The following is a 16007-nucleotide window of genomic DNA, read 5'->3' as shown; positions in this document are numbered from 1 at the left end:
CCTTTGAGGCACCCTCAGATACGAATCAAACCTCGCCTCGCCCTCCCCGCGAATATCAGTCGCATGCGACAATCAGGCGACACGAAGCGGCCATGGCTGTCCGCAAAAGCCCGGTCCCCGTCGCCTTGTTGGTTAACGGCCGGGGCCGGCGCGCAGCTCGAAGCCGGCGTCAGTAAAATTTGTGAAAATGATGGATCGGCCCGTGGCCGTGGCCGACGCCGAAGCGGTCGGCAGCGGCAATCGCGGCGCTGATCCAGGCCTTGGCGTTGCGCACCGCCTGCTCGAGAGTCTCGCCCTTGGCGAGACCCGCTGCCACGGCGGAGGACAGCGAACAGCCGGTGCCATGGGTGTTTTTGGTCGCGACGCGGGGCGCGGCGAGCGCGATCGTGCTTTCGGACGTGACGAGATAGTCGATGCTCTCGGCGCCCTCGCCGTGTCCGCCCTTGATCAGGACCGCACGGCAGCCGAGCGCCAGCAGCCGGCGCCCCTGGCCTTCGATCCCGGCCTCGCTGGCCGCGGCGGGCTCGCCGAGGAGAGCTGCCGCCTCCGGCAGGTTCGGCGTGATCACCGAGGCCAGCGGCATCAGTCGCATGCGCAGGGCTTCCACGGCTTCGGACGCCAGCAGGCGGTCGCCCGATGTCGCGACCATCACGGGATCGAGCACCACATGGCGCGGCTTCCAGTGCGCCAGCGCGGCTGCGATCGCATCGATGCTGGCGGCCTGGGCCACCATGCCGATCTTCACCGCGCCGACGTCGAGATCGGAGAACACCGCATCGATCTGCGCGGTGACGAAATCAGCCGGCACCGCATGAATGCCGGTGACGCCGCGCGTGTTCTGCGCCGTCAGCGCCGTGATCGCGGAGGCGCCGTAGACGCCGAGCGCCGCGAAGGTCTTCAGATCCGCCTGGATGCCGGCGCCGCCGCTTGAATCGGAACCGGCAATGGTGAGAGCCACGGGCGTCGTCATCGCCGGATACATTGGTTTGAGAGGGACACCGCCATGCCTTGTCCTAGCGTGCCGCGGATGCGCCAGCAAGCCGGGCCGGCCGCGGGCGCCGCGACGAGCTAACCTATGCCGGTCCGGCCCCGGCGAATCAGCCGGATAAGGGCCCGGCCCGCCTTGTCGTCCCGCGAGTGTGCACATCCCGCGAAAATATGCCCTCGGCATAGCCCGGCCTTGGCGCCCATCCCGGTGAGTGAGACGTTTATTGGCGGATTCGTCCAGCGATGCCATGTTGCGGGCCGGCCTCGGCCGCGATCCTCTCGGGAAGCAATCACATGTTGGCCTACCTCGAACGTATCCTCGACTCCTCGATGCTCTCCCCGCACGGCATCTGCCTGCTCTGGGAGCCCGAGCTGATATGGCTGCATGTCGTTTCGGATGCCTGCATTGCGCTTGCGTATTTCTCGATCCCGTTTGCGCTCGCGATCCTCGTCACCAAGCGGCGCGACCTCGAATTCGGGTGGGTCTTCTGGGCGTTCGCCGTCTTCATCATGGCGTGCGGCCTGACGCATGTGCTGTCGATCTACACGCTCTGGGTGCCCGTCTACGGCGTCGAGGGCATCGTCAAGGCACTCACCGCCGTGGCGTCGGTCATCACCGCGGGAGCGCTCTGGCCGCTTCTGCCGAAGATCCTGACCATCCCCTCGCCGTTCGAGCTCCGGCAGGTCCAGGCCGCGCTCGAGGAGGAGGAGACCAAGAACCGGGATGCGGCCCAGCTCCTCGGCCAGGTCCGTGAAGCCCAGCGCGCGCTGCGCGAGAGCATGACGCGCCTCACCGCCGTGGTCGAGACCGCGGTCGACGGCGTCATCCTGTTCGACGCGCAAGCCCGCATTCTCCTGTTCAATCCCGCCTGCGAACGGTTGTTCGGCTATCGCGCCGACGAGGTCATGAATCTCGACATCGGTATGCTGATGTCCAATGAGGAGAGGCCCTCATCCACGGGTCATACGCTGCGCATCGCAACCGGGGAAGCCGCCGGTGTGCGCAAGGACGGATCGACCTTTCCGATGGATCTGTCGGTGGGCCAGGCGTGGCAGGACGGCGAGCTGATCTACGTCGGCATCGTCCACGACCTGACCACGCGCAAGCTGACCGAGCAGCAGCTCCAGCAGGCGCAGAAGATGGAGACGGTCGGCCAGCTCTCCGGCGGCATCGCGCACGACTTCAACAATCTCCTCACCGTCATCATCGGCAACGCGGAGTTTCTCAGCGAGCAGCTCAGGGCCCGTCCCGACCTCAGGCGTTTCGCCGACGACATCTGCCAGTCGGGCGAACGCGGTGCGGAGCTGACGCAGCGGCTGCTGGCGTTCAGCCGGCGCCAATTGCTGCAACCCCGCGCGATCGAGTGCCGCGAGCTCTTGACCTCCATGCACAAGCTGCTCAAGCGCACCTTGCGCGAAAACATCGAGATCACGACGGCGTTCGGCGCCGGCTCCATCCTCGCCTTCGCCGACCGCGCCCAGCTCGAATCCGCCGTGCTCAATCTCGCGCTCAACGCGCAGGACGCCATGCCGGCGGGCGGGCATCTCACCCTCAGTACCGAGCTCACCGCGATCGACGAGCACTATCGCGTCCAGCATCCGGAGGTGGAGTCCGGCAGCTACGCCCTGATCTCGATCACCGATGACGGCGAGGGCATGACGCCTGACGTCATCGAGCGCGCCTTCGAGCCGTTCTTCACCACCAAGGAGGTCGGCAAGGGCTCGGGCCTCGGCCTCAGCATGTCTACGGCTTCGCCAAGCAATCAGGCGGACACGTCTCGATCTACAGCGAGCCGGGCCTCGGCACGACGGTCCGCATCTACCTGCCGCATGCCGGCGGCGAGCAGTCGCTCGCCGACATCGAGGCGCGCGAGGAGGCTGCGCCCCGGGGGCACGAAACGATCCTGGTCGCCGAGGACGATCCGTTCGTCCGCTCCTCCGTCACGCTGCGCGTGGAGGCGCTGGGATATCGCGTGGTCGCGGCCGTCAACGGCAAGGAGGCCTTGCAGCAGCTTCGCACCAACCCGGCCATCGACCTGTTGTTCACCGACATCGTGATGCCCGGCGGAATGAGCGGCTGGGAGCTCGCCGACCAGGCCCGGCGCATCCGGCCCGGACTGCCTGTCGTGTTCTCCTCCGGCTATGCCCTGGAGACCCTGGTCGAGCAGGGCCGCGCGCACGCGCAATCGATCGTCCTGACCAAGCCCTATCGCAATGCCGAGCTGGCCCGGCGGCTGAGGGAGGCGTTTGCCGGCGCGCCCCTGCCCTCCTAGACGGCCTTGTAGAGGGGCTTGGCCAGGACCAATCCCTCGGGCAGCCGCGAGGCGGCAAGTTCGCTTGCCAAGCCCCCCCGGTTTTGGCCTATTAGCCGCCAGATATGCCTTCGGAGTGACTGCAATGGTTCCCTTTTTCGTCCAGATCAAATGCAAGCTCGGCCAGTCCTACACGGTCGCCAATGCGCTCGCCGAAGCCGAGATCGCCTCCGAGATCTACTCCACGGCCGGCCATTACGACCTACTGGTGAAGTTCTACGTCGACAAGGACACCGACATCGGCCACTTCATCAACGAAAAGGTGCAGGTGCTGCCCGGCATCCAGGACACGCTCACCATCATCACCTTCAAGGCGTTCGGCGCGAGCTAGCCTCTAACCAGCATCCTTGCGTTTCGGGCGCGGCGGTCCGTCCACCGGCGGCAGCGACTTGAGGTAATCCGCCATCGCCGCAATGTCCTCATCCGACAATTGCGAGGTGTTCTTGATCACGCGCGCCATCGCGCCGCCGGCGCTGTCGCCCTCGGGCAATTCGCCGGTCTTCAGGAAATTGGCGATATCCTTCACGCTCCATTCGCCGATGCCCTTTTGCGTGATGTTCGGCACCCACCCCTCGCCTTCCGGATTGGGCCCGCCGGCGAAACGCTGCGCGGTGATGATGCCGCCGAGCAGATTGCGCGGGCTGTGACACTCCGCGCAATGGCCGAAGCCGTTGACGAGATAGGCGCCGCGATTCCATTGCGGCGAGTGCGTCGCGTCCGCGACGAACGGCCCGCTCTGCATGAACAGCAATTTCCAGATGCCGACATTGCGGCGGATGTTGAAGGGAAACGGCAGGTCATGGTCGCGCACCCTGCCGGACACCGGCGGCAGCGTCTTCAGATAGGCGAAGAGATCGCGAACGTCCTCCACCTTCGCCAGATGATAGGACGTGTAGGGAAATGCCGGGAAGTAGTGCTGGCCCTCGGGCGACACGCCGCGCATCACGGCGCTGACGAATTCGGTCTCGCTCCAGCGCCCGATGCCGTCGGCGGCATCGGGGGAAATGTTGGGCACGTAGAACGTGCCGAATGGCGAGCCGAGCGCCAGGCCCCCGCCGAGCCGCAAGCGGTCGGGCTGGTTGGGCACCGCATGGCAGGAGGAGCATCCGCCGGCATTGAAGATCTCCTGCCCGTTGGCAGGATCCGGCGCCCGGGATGGCAACGGCACGGCCGATGCGGCCGGCGCCGTCAACCACCAATAGACGCCGAAGCCTGCAACGGCAGCGATCAGCATGACAAGAATTGTTCGTCGCAGCATCGAGGTATCCCATGGAGATCGGCCGAACTTACGGATTCGCCGGTGGCCGCTCCAGCCACGAATAATTTAGATGGTTTGAGCTTGATCCGGGAATAAACTCCTGCGCGCACTGTTTGCAAGTTGACCGCAATCAGACGTCAACAGGGAGAGACCCATGAACAAAGCAATTTTTGCCACGCTGGCACTCGGAGCTGCCGTCGCGTTCGCCGCCCCGGCCAGCGCGGAGAAACTGAAGGCGACGCTGGACGGCAAGTCCGAGGTGCCCGCCACCACCACCAGCGGCACCGGAACGGCCGATCTCGACTATGACGCCGCCAGCAAGAAGCTCTCCTGGAAGGTGACCTATTCCGGCCTCTCCGGCCCCGCCACCGCCGCTCATTTCCACGGGCCCGCCGAGGCCGGCAAGAACGCCGGCGTAGCGATCGCGATCCCGAATGCGACGTCGAGCCCGGTCGAGGGCTCTGCGACGCTGACCGACGCGCAGGCCGCCGATCTGCTGGCCGGCAAGCTCTACGTCAACATCCACACGGCGGCGAATCCGGGCGGCGAGATCCGCGGCCAGGTGACGAAGTAAGCGAAAACGCGGCTTCGTCGCGGAAAGGCCGGACGCAAGGAGGGAGCGTCCGGCCTTTTCGATTCGGGCGAGGACCTTAACGTGCGGGAATGTCCGGACCTCGTGCCTTGCCAGCCTCGCGCGTTCCGCCGTAAACTTCGGCCTCACCAATCTCCAGAGTGGCACCGTGCGGCTCGTTTCCAGCGTTCTCGATCGGCCCGGCGACGCCGGCATCAGAAGATCGGCGCGGGCGCCGTGGCACGTTGTGCCAGGCCTCGTCGCCGCCGGAGCGCTTCTTTGCTTCTTCGGACCGGTGCTCGCGCAGAGCGACATGGAAAAGCAGGCTCAATGCGAGCTGTCCGCAATCCGCGATACACGATCGCCCCTTGCCGTGCAGTACATCCGCTCCGCCTGCAACTGGCTCGTCGTCAACGGCGATTCCCTGTTGAACGCATCCAGCAAGGGCTATTACGTCTGCCTCGTGCGGCAGCTCTCGGGCGCGCAGAGCAACGAGGCTGCCGCCGCGATCATGTCGGCATGCCGCGCGTCCAATCCGCTTTGATCCCCCCGCTCAAGCCGCGTTCAGCGCCTGGGCGAGGTCCGCGATCAGATCCGACGGGTTCTCGATGCCGATCGACAACCGGATCGTGGAATCGAGCACGCCGATCTTCTGGCGGATGTCGGCGGGAACGCCGGAATGGGTCATCGTCGCCGGCAGGCTGGCCAGCGACTCCGTGCCGCCGAGGCTCACCGCCAGCTTGAGGATTTGCAGCGCGTTGAGGAATTTGACCGCGGCCTCCTTGCCGCCGGCGATGTCGAACGAGAACGTCGATCCCGCCCCCAGGCACTGCCTCGCAAACACACGCCCCGCCGGCGATGCCTCCTCGTGATGACCGAGATAGTGGACCTTGGCCACCTTGGGATGATCGCGCAAATAAGCCGCCACGAGGCGCGCATTCGCATCGGCTTTTTCCATGCGCAGGCTCAGCGTCTCGAGCGAGCGGTTGATCATCCAGCAGGAATGCGGATCGAGCTGGGTGCCGATGGCGCCGCGCAGCGCCTTGATGCCCTTCATGATCGCCTTCGCGCCGAGCGCGGCGCCCGCGATCAGGTCGGAGTGACCGCCGACATATTTGGTCAGCGAGTACAGCGAAAGGTCCGCGCCGTGCTCGATCGGCCGCTGAAACACCGGCCCGAGCAGCGTATTGTCGCAGGCGATGATCGGCGTATGCCCCTGGGCCTTTCCGATCGCGTCGGCGATGCGGCGGATCATCGCGACGTCGACGAGGCCATTGGTCGGGTTGGCCGGGGTCTCGATCAGGATCATCGAAACCCGGCCCTTGCCCATCGCCTCCTCCGAGGCCTGCTTGACCGCCGCCTCGTCGATGCCGTCGGCAAAGCCGACGGCGCCGATCGACAGGCGGGCAAGCGTGTTGGTCAGCAGGGTTTCCGTCCCGCCATAGAGCGGCTGGGAGTGCAGGATGACGTCGCCGGGGCGCACGAAGGCGAGGATCGTGGTTGCGATGGCCGCCATGCCGGAGGAGAACAGCGCGCAGCTCTCGGTGCGCTCATAGACCGCGAGCCTGTCCTCGACGATCTCGCTGTTGGGGTGGTTGAAGCGCGAATAGACCAGGCCCGCGCCCATCCCCTCCGGCGGCTCGCGCCGGCCGGCGACGAAATCGAAGAAGTCCTGCCCGTCCTCGGCGGTCCTGAACACGAAGGTCGAGGTCAGGAACACCGGCGGCTTGATGGCGCCTTCCGACAGCTGCGGATCATAGCCATAGGTCAGCATCAGCGTTTCCGGATGCAGCATATGGTTGCCGATGTGGGTCTTCGACGGAAAGGGTTTTACCATGGCCAGTCTCGCTGTTGACTAGGATCCGCGCCGCGCGTTGGAACTCCAAACATCGTGAGGCAATCGGGAGCGAGATGCGCCGGCATCCAGCAGGTCGAATCAACGCCGCGGCGGCTCGACCGAAGATAACCACTCTCACAACGATCCGTCAGGTCTTGGCAACAGAATTAGCTCTGGACATCACGCCTGGAACAGGAAAAGCCCGGCACATCTCGACGCACTCTGACCTGAGGCGCGCGACGACCACATCGTTGCCGTTCGCCTGCAGAGCCGCCGCAATGAACTCGCCGATACGACGCATTTCGGGCTCTCCCATGCCACGCGTAGTCGCCGCCGGTGTCCCAAGGCGAATACCGCTCGGCCTGAGCGGCGGGCGCGGATCGTCCGGAATCACTTGCTTGTTCGTGGTGATGGCTATGGCATCAAGCACATCCTCGGCGGCCCGCCCGTCCAGTCCGACGGACGCTGCCGTATCGACGACCATCATGTGATTGTCCGTTCCGTCCGTGACCAGCTTCATCCCGCGCTCCATCAGCGCGCCGGCAAGAACCTTCGCGTTGCGCAAAACCTGCCGCGCGTAAACCTGGAAATCCGAGGTCGCCGCCTTCTTGAGCGTCACGGCAATCCCGGCCACGACGTTCATGTGAGGTCCGCCCTGCAAACCGGGAAATACGGAAGCATCGATCCGACCGGCATTTTCTTTCCGGCACAGGATGATCCCGCCCCGGGGGCCGCGCAGTGTCTTGTGGGATGTCGTCGTCATGACGTCGAAGCCGGCATCAAGCGGATTGCGCATGACATTCGCGGCAACCAATCCGCCATAGTGGCTCACGTCAGCCATCGTGAGCGCGCCAACTTCGTCGGCAATACTCTTGAATGCCGCATAGTCCAGGTCGCGCGGATAGGAGCTGTAACCGCACAACACCATCTTCGGACGCGCTTCACGCGCAATCGCGCGCAATTCGTCGAAATCTATCGCGCCGCCGTTTGACGGGGCCGTCTTGTAGCGAATGAAGTTGAACAAACGCCCCATGTGGGATACCGGCGCGCCGTGGGTGAGATGACCGCCATGGGACAGGTCCATGGCGAGAATGGTGTCGCCGGGCTCCAACAGGCCGAGATAGACGGCCTGATTCATCGGTGATCCGGAAAGAGGCTGAACGTTGGCGTGCTCGGCACGAAAAAGCGAGCAAGCCCGCTCGCGTGCGAGGCGCTCGATTTCGTCCGTATACTGCTGGCCGCCGTAGTATCTGCGTCCCGGATATCCCTCGGAATATTTATTGGTGAAGACCGATCCGAGCAGCTCAAGCACCTCCGGGTAGGTGTAATTCTCGGACGGAATCAGCTCGACGCCGTCCTGTTGGCGGCGCTCTTCCCCCGCAAGGGCGGCGGCGATCTCTTGATCGTTGATGGACAGTTCGTTGCGAAACGACGGCATGCTCGGGCTCCTCAACACGCTGTTTTTCCAGCAGATTGGTGCCCAGGCGATCGGCGTTTCGAACCCTTCGCGCTTCACCGTGGTCGATTCCACGTTAGCTCGCCAGTCGCGCGATAGGACGAATGAGCACGGAGACTCTTCGTAAAGCACAGTCTAGCCGACCTGCGGACCTGCAGCAACTACCGGTTCCCGCAGGCCGTGCCGGTTGAGGCAACGCTCGGAGCCGCATGAGCGAAGCGACATGCGGGGTCACCTTCCCGGATATCGCTGCGCTCATCCGGGCTTCGAGGTCGAGCGTGGAAAAGAGTGAGGTGGCTACTTCAACTTCAGCCGATACGTCTCGTGGCAGTCGGTGCAACGATCGTTGATCGCGGTATAGGCGGCCTTGAGGCTCGCGACGTCGGTGATCTTGCCCTTGACCTGCGCGATCGCCTTCTGCACCGGCGGGATCTTGGAGTCGAAATCGGCCTTGTTCTTCCAGACCTTCGGCGATGCCCCGTAGGTCGCGTTCACCACGTCCTGCTTGGGATTGACCTCGAAGGTCTTGGCGATCTTGGCGACGTCGGTCTCGAGATTGGCGATCGCCTCATCGGCGGCCTTCTGGTCGTAGGGGATATCGCCCTTGGTCATCTTCAGGATGACCGTATAGAGGCTCTTGGCCTGCGAGCGCATCAGATTATCCTGTTGAACCGCGACCTCCTGCTGCGCCATCACGGCGCCCGCGCCCAATAGCAGGGTCGTCACGACAATCATCGTCCGTTTCATTGGTTAGTTTCTCCGACTCGCAGATGCCTTGGGATTGGACCCGCCACCCGCTTCACGGGAGTCGCGATCCATCCATGGATAGAACCCCGCGCGGGGCGTTTATTCCCGCGCGGCAGGATTGTGGCTAGAGGCTGTGACGGCGACGGTGCTCGCTGATGGCGATCCACACCCGTTCCGGGGTCGCCGGCATGTCGATGTGGTCGATCTTGTACTCGCGCCAGAGCCCGTCGACGATGGCGTTGACGACGGCCGGACAGGAGCCGATCGCGCCGGCCTCGCCCGCCCCCTTCACGCCCATGGGATTGGTCTTGCATGGAACGTTGGCGGTCTCGAACACGAAGTCCGGACCATCAGCCGCCCGCGGTAGCGCGTAGTCCATGAAGGTCGCGGTGATCAGCTGGCCGTCGCCGGCGCCGTAGACCACCTGCTCCATCAAGGCCTGGCCGATGCCCTGCATGGCGCCGCCATGCACCTGCCCGGCGAGCAGCAGCGGGTTGAGCGTCTTGCCGAAATCGTCGACGATCACGTAGTTGACGATCTTGATGATGCCGGTCGCCGGATCGATCTCGACCTCCGCGACATGGGTGCCGTTGGGATAGGTGCCGTCGGCGCTGGCGAAGGTGGCGCTGCCGTTCAGCTTCGACGGATCGGCGCCCGGCCGCTTGGCGAGATCGGCGAACGAGATCGAACGGTCGGTGCCGGCGATGCGCAACACGCCCTCCGATATCTCGAGATCGCCGGCGCTGGCTTCCAGCGCCTGCGCCGCGATCTCCTTCAGCTTTTGTCCGAGCTCGCGCGTGGCGCGCTCGACGCTGACGCCGCCTGACGGGATCGAAGCCGAGCCGCCGGTGCCGAGACCGGTCGCGATCTCGTCGGTATCGCCCTGACGGACGTGGACGCGCTCCGGCGCCACGCCGAACTGCTCGGCGACGATCTGCGCATAGGCGGTCTGGTGCCCCTGTCCGCTCGACTGCGTGCCGATCAGGACAGTGACGTCGCCATTGGGATCGAGGCGGACGTTGGCCGTCTCCTCACCCATCACGCCGCAAATCTCGACATAGCTCGCAAGGCCGATGCCGCGAATGAGCCCCTGCTTCTTGGCCGCCTTGGCGCGCTTGGGAAACTCCTTCCACTCGGCGATCTCCATGGCGCGCTTCAGATGCGCGGCGAAGTCGCCGGAGTCATAGACCTTGCCCGTGGCCGTCTTGTACGGCAGCGCCTTTGGCTGGATGAAGTTCTTGCGGCGGATGGCGTCCGGCGTCATGTCGAGTTTTCGCGCGCACGCGTCCACGAGGCGCTCGATGACATAGGCCGCCTCGGGCCGGCCCGCGCCGCGATAGGCATCGACCGGCACGCTGTGGGTGAAGATGGTGCGCACCCGGCAGTGGAAGGCCTGGATGTCGTAGAGGCCCGGCAGCATGCCAGCGCCGCCATGCGGGATATAGGGCCCGAAGGTCGACAGATACGCGCCCATGTCGCCCATCAAGTCGCAATCCATCGCGAGGAACTTGCCGTCTTCAGTCAGCGCCATCTTCGCGGTGGTGACGTTGTCGCGGCCCTGCGCGTCGCCCATGAAATGCTCGGAGCGGTCGGCTGCCCATTTCACCGCCTTCTTCAGTTGCCGCGCGGCAACCGCCATCAGGGCGTATTCGCGGTACGGAAACAGTTTTGTGCCGAAGCCGCCGCCGACGTCGGGGCAGATCACCCGCATCTTCTCGGTCGGGATGTTCAGCACGTTCTGGCAGAGGATGTCGCGCAGACGATGGCTGCCCTGGCTGCCGACCGTCAGCGTCAGATGGTCGCGCCTGGCGTCATATTCGCAGACCGCCGCGCGCGTCTCCATGAAGCTTGCGACCACGCGCGGATTGACGATGGCGATCTCGGCGACCGCATGCGCCTTGGCAAAGGCGGCTTCGGTCGCGGCTTTGTCACCAATCGAAACATCGAACAGCACGTTGCCGGCCTTGTCCGGCCAGACCTGCGGCGCGCCCTTCTTCACGGCGTTGACGACGCCGGTCACCGCCGGCAGCGGGCTCCATTTGACCTCGATCGCCTCGATCGCGTCGCGGGCCTGGTCGATGGTCTCGGCGACCACGAAGGCGATGGAATCGCCGACATGGCGCACTTCATCCTTCGCGAGGATCGGGTATGGCGGGCCGGTGAAGGGATCGGTCTCGAGATTGAACAGGCAGGGCAGATTGCCGAGATCCCCAACGTCGGCGGCGGTCAGGATCAGCGCGACGCCGGGCAGCGTACGGGCGCGGCTCGCATCGATGGTGTATTTAGCATGCGCGTGCGGCGAGCGCAGCATCAAGCAGCGGAGCGCAGCCTGCGGCGCGTAATCGTCGGTATAGCGGCCCTTGCCGCGGATGAGCGCGTCATCCTCCTTGCGCAGCACACTTTGGCCAACGCCGAACTTGATGGGAGCAGCCATTTTTTTATCCCGTTCTCATGGTTGTTTTGCCGGCATATTGCCGTGGAAAAAGTGGCAAGGCAAATGGGTTTAGACAGGCACATGGGTCGCAGGCGGCGAAAGCGTCGCGCCCCCGTCACCATGGCGTCCAGATTGCGCCGCGAAACAAGACCTCACCCTGAAGAGCCCGCCAAAAGCGGGCGTCCCCGAAGGATCGGTCGCGAAGACGCAGCCCACCAAGCCCTTTGACTTAGCTACATCCCACCGCGCCGCCACGGATCCATCGCGCGATCTCTCAGCTTGTCGAGAGCCCTTGCGGACGTGAAGTAGTCGATCTCGCCGCGCGTCAGGCCGATATCCATCAGCTCCCTGTCGCTCAGGTCGTGCAAGGCAACCCGTCGGCTCCGGGACTGCTCCCAAAACGCGCGACAGTAGCGCTTGAGCAGGCTCAAGACGGCAGAGGGGTCGAGGCGAAGCCTCGCGGCATCACCCCCCGTCTCGGAGGTGATGTTAGTCTGTTGCGGTGGCATGGGACGCTCCTGCTGTTGTGCCGGCAGGGAGCGTGGCCAAACAAAAGGCCCCGTCCGATGCCGGCGGGGCCTGGTGGAAAAGATGTCGTCGTCGAATTCCTAGCGCGCGACTCCTCCCACGGCCCAGCCGAAGCGGGTCATGTGCATCGAGTTGGTGTTGCGCACTGATTTGATCATGAGGCGACACTACCACGGCAATCGCATAAAATCAAGGGATGTGCGGAGGCTGTCTGCATCCTGGAGGCGAGCCCTTCGCGCTGCCACTTTCGGAGGCTGTGCGGCACTCTCTTGACCGCCTCGGCATTGCCAGATGGAAATGAGCCGGAACGATTGATACGGTGGCGCGATGTTCACTGACGCAGATATGGATCGAGCCGATTGGGATTTTCTGCAAAACGGAGCTGTTACGTTATTTTGGAATCCGGCCGTTCTCGGCGCAGCAAAAGAAGACCTAAGGCAACTGGGTTATGAAGTTGCCGAGGTTGCTTGCGACAATGGTCTGCCGAACTTTCTTATGCAGCTATCGGAGGTGCTCCATTGGAGGGAGCAATTCGGCTACGGTCCATGGCGAGGCAACCTAGACGCGCTGAATGATGGCTTCGGGGAGTATCCATTCGCCAATACTGGTCGAAGCGTTCTTGCTCTAGAAGGCTTTCACGGGCTCGTCTCGATTGACCGCGACTTTGCTCATGGGGTTCTAGACATCATTGAGTCGCGAGCGAGATATCATTTGCTCTTGGGCAAAGTCCTGATCTGCTTGGTTCAAACAGACGACAATCGATACTATTGCGCTCCAATCGGCTGCCGCAGCGCCAATTGGAATCGTCGCGAATGGCTTCATGCGGCTCGCGGTCTTTGAACCAATCTCCCGTAAAGGCTCAGCTTCGGCTGCTCAGTCACTGATGCCCGCTTATGGCTCCGCAGTCGACGCGCACTCTGGCTTGCCGCAGGTCTGCCCTTACAGGCGGAGCGGACGAACCTACCGATCTCGCCTAGCCGCGCACCAGCGACATCAGCCACTTGCGGCCGAACAGGATGAGGATCGCGAGCGCGTAGACGATCGTGCCTCCGACGGCGAGCAGAGCCAACGTCGCTTCGTCCCGGAAGGCATGCACGGAGGCAAGAGCGGCCGGGCTGAAGCGCGCGATCAGCCAGAAGGCTGCGGCGAGGATCAATCCGGTCAGCAGGAACTTCGCGAGCGACAGCAGCCACGCGCGGTCCAGCACCAGAAAGCCACGCCGCACGGCGAAGAACAGCACCAGCAAGAGATTGGTCCAGACGCCGACGGCGGTCGCCAGCGCGAGGCCGATCTGGGCGAGCGATCCCATCAGGGCGAGCTTCAGCGCGACGTTGACGGCGATGCCGGTCAGCGACGCCCGCACCGGCGTCGCGGTGTCCTTGCGCGCGTAGAAAGTCGCGACCGCGCTGCGGATCAGCACGAAGGGGATCAGGCCGATGGCGTAGGCGGCGAGCGTGCTGCCTGCGGCAACCGCATCGGCCTTCGAGAACGCGCCGCGGGCGAACAGCGCGCGCATGATCTCGTCGGGCACGGTGAGGAAGGCCGCGACGAACGGGATCGAGAACAGCAGCGTGAAGTCGAACGCGCGGCGTTGCGCCTTCATCGCGCCGTCATGGTCGTTGGCGGTGATGCGCCGCGACATCTCCGGCAGCAGCACCGTGCCGATGGCGATGCCGATGACGCCGATCGGCAGCTGGTTGAGACGGTCGGCATAATACAGCGCCGACAGCGCGCCCGCGGGCAGGAAGGTCGCGATGATGGTGTCGGCAAACAGCGCGACCTGCGTGCCCATCGAGCCCAGCGTCGCAGGCCCCAGCGCCTTGAAGAAGCCGCGGACGTCTTCGTCGAGCTTCAAGGGCGCAAAGCGCGGCAGGCCGCCATGGCGGGCGAGATCGCCGGCGAGCAGGAAATATTGCAGGAAGCCCGAGATCAGGACGCCCCAGGCCGCGGCGTGGCCCGCGGTCGGAAACCAGACGGCAACTGCCAGCGTCATCATCATCGCGACGTTGAGGAAGATCGACGCGGCCGCGGCGCTGGCAAAGCGCTGCATCACGTTGAGCATGCCGCCATAGAGCGTCACCAGCGTGATCAGCAGCAGATAGGGAAAGGTGATCCGGGTCAGCTCGATCGCGAGCTTGCGCTGCTCGGCATCTTCACTGAAGCCGGGCGCAAGCAAGCTCATGGCCTGCGGCATGAACAGCCAGGCGGCGATCAGCAGCACCACCTGCGAGGCCAGGAGCAGCGTGAAGATGCGGTCGGCGAACAGTTTTGCCGCCCCCTCCCCGCGCTCGCCATGGACATGCGCATAGGCCGGCACCCAGGCGGCGTTGAACGCGCCCTCGGCGAAGATCGCGCGGAAATGGTTGGGCAACCGCAGCGCCACGAAAAAGGCATCGGCCACCGGGCCGGCGCCGAGGATCGCCGCGAGCATGATGTCGCGGGCAAACCCCGTCAGCCGCGAAAGCAGCGTGTAACCACCGACCGTGAAGATGCGTCCGAGCATGCGTCTGTTTTAGAGCATGGCGAGATCAGGTCTAGGTGCAAACCGCGAGGACGGTCTGCTCCCTCCCCCGCTCGCGGGGGAGGGTTGGGGAGAGGGTGTCTCAACAAGAAAGACTCCCCCAGAGGAGAGAACCCTCACCCGGCGCTTCGCGCCGACCTCTCCCGCGAGCAGGAGAGGTGAACCAAGATCAACCCGCAATCGCCCCGCGCACGGCGGCGATGATTCGCTCCTGATCGGCTTCGGTCAGGTAGGCGTGCATCGGCAGGCTGATGACGTCCTGCGACAGGCTCTCGCAACCCGGCAACCCGCCCTCGGCGACCGGATACTGCTTGTAGGCGGTCTGCTGATGCATCGACTTGCCGTAATAGATCGCGGTCGGCACGCCCTGGGCCTTCAGCGCCGCGGCAAAGCCGTCACGGTCGGTCCCCTCGGGCAGGCGGATGGTGTACTGCGCCCAGACCGAGGTGTTACCGGGGCTAAGGCGCGGCACGGTGACCACGTTGCTGAGCCCGCGCTCATAGCGTTCGGCAACCCGGTTGCGGGCAGCGATCTCGTCGTCAAAAATCTTCAGCTTCTCGATCAGGACCGCAGCCTGCATGGTGTCGAGCCGGCCGGTGAGGCCAAGACGGACGTTGTCGTATTTGTCGACGCCCTGCCCGTGCACGCGGATGCTGCGCAGCGTCGCCGCGAGTTCGTCGTCATCGGTGAAGATCGCGCCGCCATCGCCAAAGCAGCCGAGCGGTTTTGCCGGGAAGAAGCTGGTGGCGGTAGCAAGCGCCAGGGTGCCGAGCTTGCGGCCCTTGTAGCTCGCGCCAAACCCCTGGGCGGCGTCGTCGAGCACGAACAGGCCTTCGGCCTTTGCGATCTGGGCGATGGCGTCGTGATCGGCGGGCTGGCCGAACAGGTCGACCGGAATGACCGCTGCCGGCTTGAGGCCGGCCTTGCGGGCGGACGCGATGCCGCGCTTGAGCGATTCCGGGCTCATGTTGAAGGTCGCCTCGTCCACGTCGACATAGACCGGCGTCGCGCCGGTCCGCGCCACCGGCGAGGCGGTCGCGATGAAGGTGAAGGACGGACACAGCACGGCATCGCCGGGCCCGACATTCTTCGCCATCATCACCATCAGGATCGCGTCGGTGCCGCTGGCGCAGCCGATGACGTGCTTGGCGCCGCAATAGGCCGCGAGCTGCTTCTCGAGCTCGGCGACCTCAGGGCCGTTGACGAACTGGCAATGGTCGAGCACGCGCTTGACGGCCGCATCGAGCGAGGCGCCGAGCCGGCGGCGCTGCGAGCCGACGTCGATGAAGGGAATGGGTTCGGACCGCAGATGCTGGTTCATGGCGCCTTGCTGATTGTCTTGCGAAGTTTGGGAAG

The 16007-nt window shown here is 64.7% G+C and carries 15 protein-coding genes and 1 riboswitch; of the genes, 6 read left to right on the top strand and 9 right to left on the bottom strand.

Annotation, left to right across the window (positions count from 1 at the left end; translation table 11 throughout):
* Nucleotides 1-169: 169 nt before the first annotated feature.
* Entirely contained in the window at nt 170-970 is an 801-nt protein-coding gene (thiD, locus tag EI171_RS17830; protein WP_011088646.1) for a bifunctional hydroxymethylpyrimidine kinase/phosphomethylpyrimidine kinase, read from the bottom strand.
* A gap of 311 nt (nt 971-1281) precedes the next feature.
* Between thiD and EI171_RS17825 the strand changes: the two genes are divergently transcribed.
* The 3 genes from EI171_RS17825 (at nt 1282) to EI171_RS17820 (ending at nt 3630) form a co-directional block, all read left to right on the top strand.
* Nucleotides 1282-3045 (top strand): nitrogen regulation protein NR(II), encoded by a 1764-nt coding sequence (locus EI171_RS17825; protein WP_246740579.1) that lies wholly within the window; start codon nt 1282-1284, stop codon nt 3043-3045.
* Nucleotides 2940-3260 (top strand): response regulator, encoded by a 321-nt coding sequence (locus EI171_RS45735; protein WP_246740578.1) that lies wholly within the window; start codon nt 2940-2942, stop codon nt 3258-3260. The genes EI171_RS17825 and EI171_RS45735 overlap by 106 nt, the downstream gene beginning before the upstream one ends.
* Nucleotides 3261-3384: 124 nt before the next feature.
* Nucleotides 3385-3630 carry an Lrp/AsnC family transcriptional regulator gene (locus EI171_RS17820; protein WP_014493934.1) on the top strand — a complete coding sequence of 82 codons (246 nt, stop codon included), beginning with the start codon at nt 3385-3387 and terminating at the stop codon, nt 3628-3630.
* A gap of 3 nt (nt 3631-3633) precedes the next feature.
* Here EI171_RS17820 and EI171_RS17815 read toward each other — a convergent pair whose 3' ends face one another.
* On the bottom strand, nt 3634-4557 hold the full coding sequence (locus EI171_RS17815; RefSeq protein WP_011088649.1) for a cytochrome c: 924 nt from the start codon (nt 4555-4557) through the stop codon (nt 3634-3636).
* Nucleotides 4558-4711: 154 nt separating this feature from the next.
* Here EI171_RS17815 and EI171_RS17810 point away from each other — a divergent pair, with 154 nt between their 5' ends.
* Nucleotides 4712-5131, top strand: coding sequence for a CHRD domain-containing protein (locus EI171_RS17810; protein WP_011088650.1), 420 nt, complete (start codon nt 4712-4714; stop codon nt 5129-5131).
* Nucleotides 5132-5297: 166 nt separating this feature from the next.
* On the top strand, nt 5298-5672 hold the full coding sequence (locus EI171_RS17805; RefSeq protein WP_161534300.1) for a VF_A0006 family four-cysteine protein: 375 nt from the start codon (nt 5298-5300) through the stop codon (nt 5670-5672).
* A gap of 9 nt (nt 5673-5681) precedes the next feature.
* Here the strand turns inward: EI171_RS17805 and EI171_RS17800 are convergent, their stop codons facing one another.
* The 5 genes from EI171_RS17800 to EI171_RS17780 all read right to left on the bottom strand — a co-directional run bounded on the left by EI171_RS17800 (nt 5682) and on the right by EI171_RS17780 (nt 12111).
* Entirely contained in the window at nt 5682-6965 is a 1284-nt protein-coding gene (locus EI171_RS17800; RefSeq protein ID WP_011088652.1) for a cystathionine gamma-synthase family protein, read from the bottom strand.
* Nucleotides 6966-7113: 148 nt separating this feature from the next.
* Nucleotides 7114-8403 (bottom strand): serine hydroxymethyltransferase, encoded by a 1290-nt coding sequence (gene glyA, locus EI171_RS17795; protein ID WP_028173228.1) that lies wholly within the window; start codon nt 8401-8403, stop codon nt 7114-7116.
* Nucleotides 8404-8436: 33 nt separating this feature from the next.
* Nucleotides 8437-8523: riboswitch (ZMP/ZTP riboswitch) on the bottom strand.
* 195 nt (nt 8524-8718) lie between these two features.
* Nucleotides 8719-9168: a cytochrome c gene (locus tag EI171_RS17790; RefSeq protein ID WP_028173227.1), complete on the bottom strand. Its 450-nt coding sequence runs from the start codon at nt 9166-9168 to the stop codon at nt 8719-8721.
* Nucleotides 9169-9292: 124 nt separating this feature from the next.
* On the bottom strand, nt 9293-11602 hold the full coding sequence (locus tag EI171_RS17785) for a xanthine dehydrogenase family protein molybdopterin-binding subunit (protein WP_161534299.1): 2310 nt from the start codon (nt 11600-11602) through the stop codon (nt 9293-9295).
* Between the two features lie 233 nt (nt 11603-11835).
* Nucleotides 11836-12111 (bottom strand): DUF1127 domain-containing protein, encoded by a 276-nt coding sequence (locus EI171_RS17780; protein WP_038967038.1) that lies wholly within the window; start codon nt 12109-12111, stop codon nt 11836-11838.
* Nucleotides 12112-12457: 346 nt separating this feature from the next.
* On the opposite strand from EI171_RS17780, the gene EI171_RS17775 reads away from it, so the two are divergent.
* The gene (locus tag EI171_RS17775) at nt 12458-12970 is read left to right on the top strand and encodes a hypothetical protein (protein WP_011088656.1); all 513 of its coding nucleotides are present in this window, start codon (nt 12458-12460) and stop codon (nt 12968-12970) included.
* Between the two features lie 133 nt (nt 12971-13103).
* Here EI171_RS17775 and murJ read toward each other — a convergent pair whose 3' ends face one another.
* Both murJ and EI171_RS17765 read right to left on the bottom strand, forming a co-directional pair.
* Nucleotides 13104-14633, bottom strand: coding sequence for a murein biosynthesis integral membrane protein MurJ (gene murJ / locus EI171_RS17770; RefSeq protein ID WP_161534298.1), 1530 nt, complete (start codon nt 14631-14633; stop codon nt 13104-13106).
* 187 nt (nt 14634-14820) lie between these two features.
* On the bottom strand, nt 14821-15972 hold the full coding sequence (locus EI171_RS17765; protein ID WP_161534297.1) for a DegT/DnrJ/EryC1/StrS aminotransferase family protein: 1152 nt from the start codon (nt 15970-15972) through the stop codon (nt 14821-14823).
* Nucleotides 15973-16007 lie beyond the last annotated feature (35 nt).

Origin of the sequence: Bradyrhizobium sp. LCT2 (assembly GCF_009931255.1) — a bacterium.
GTDB classification, from domain to species: domain Bacteria; phylum Pseudomonadota; class Alphaproteobacteria; order Rhizobiales; family Xanthobacteraceae; genus Bradyrhizobium; species Bradyrhizobium diazoefficiens.
This window is presented reverse-complemented; position numbering and strand designations above follow the sequence as displayed.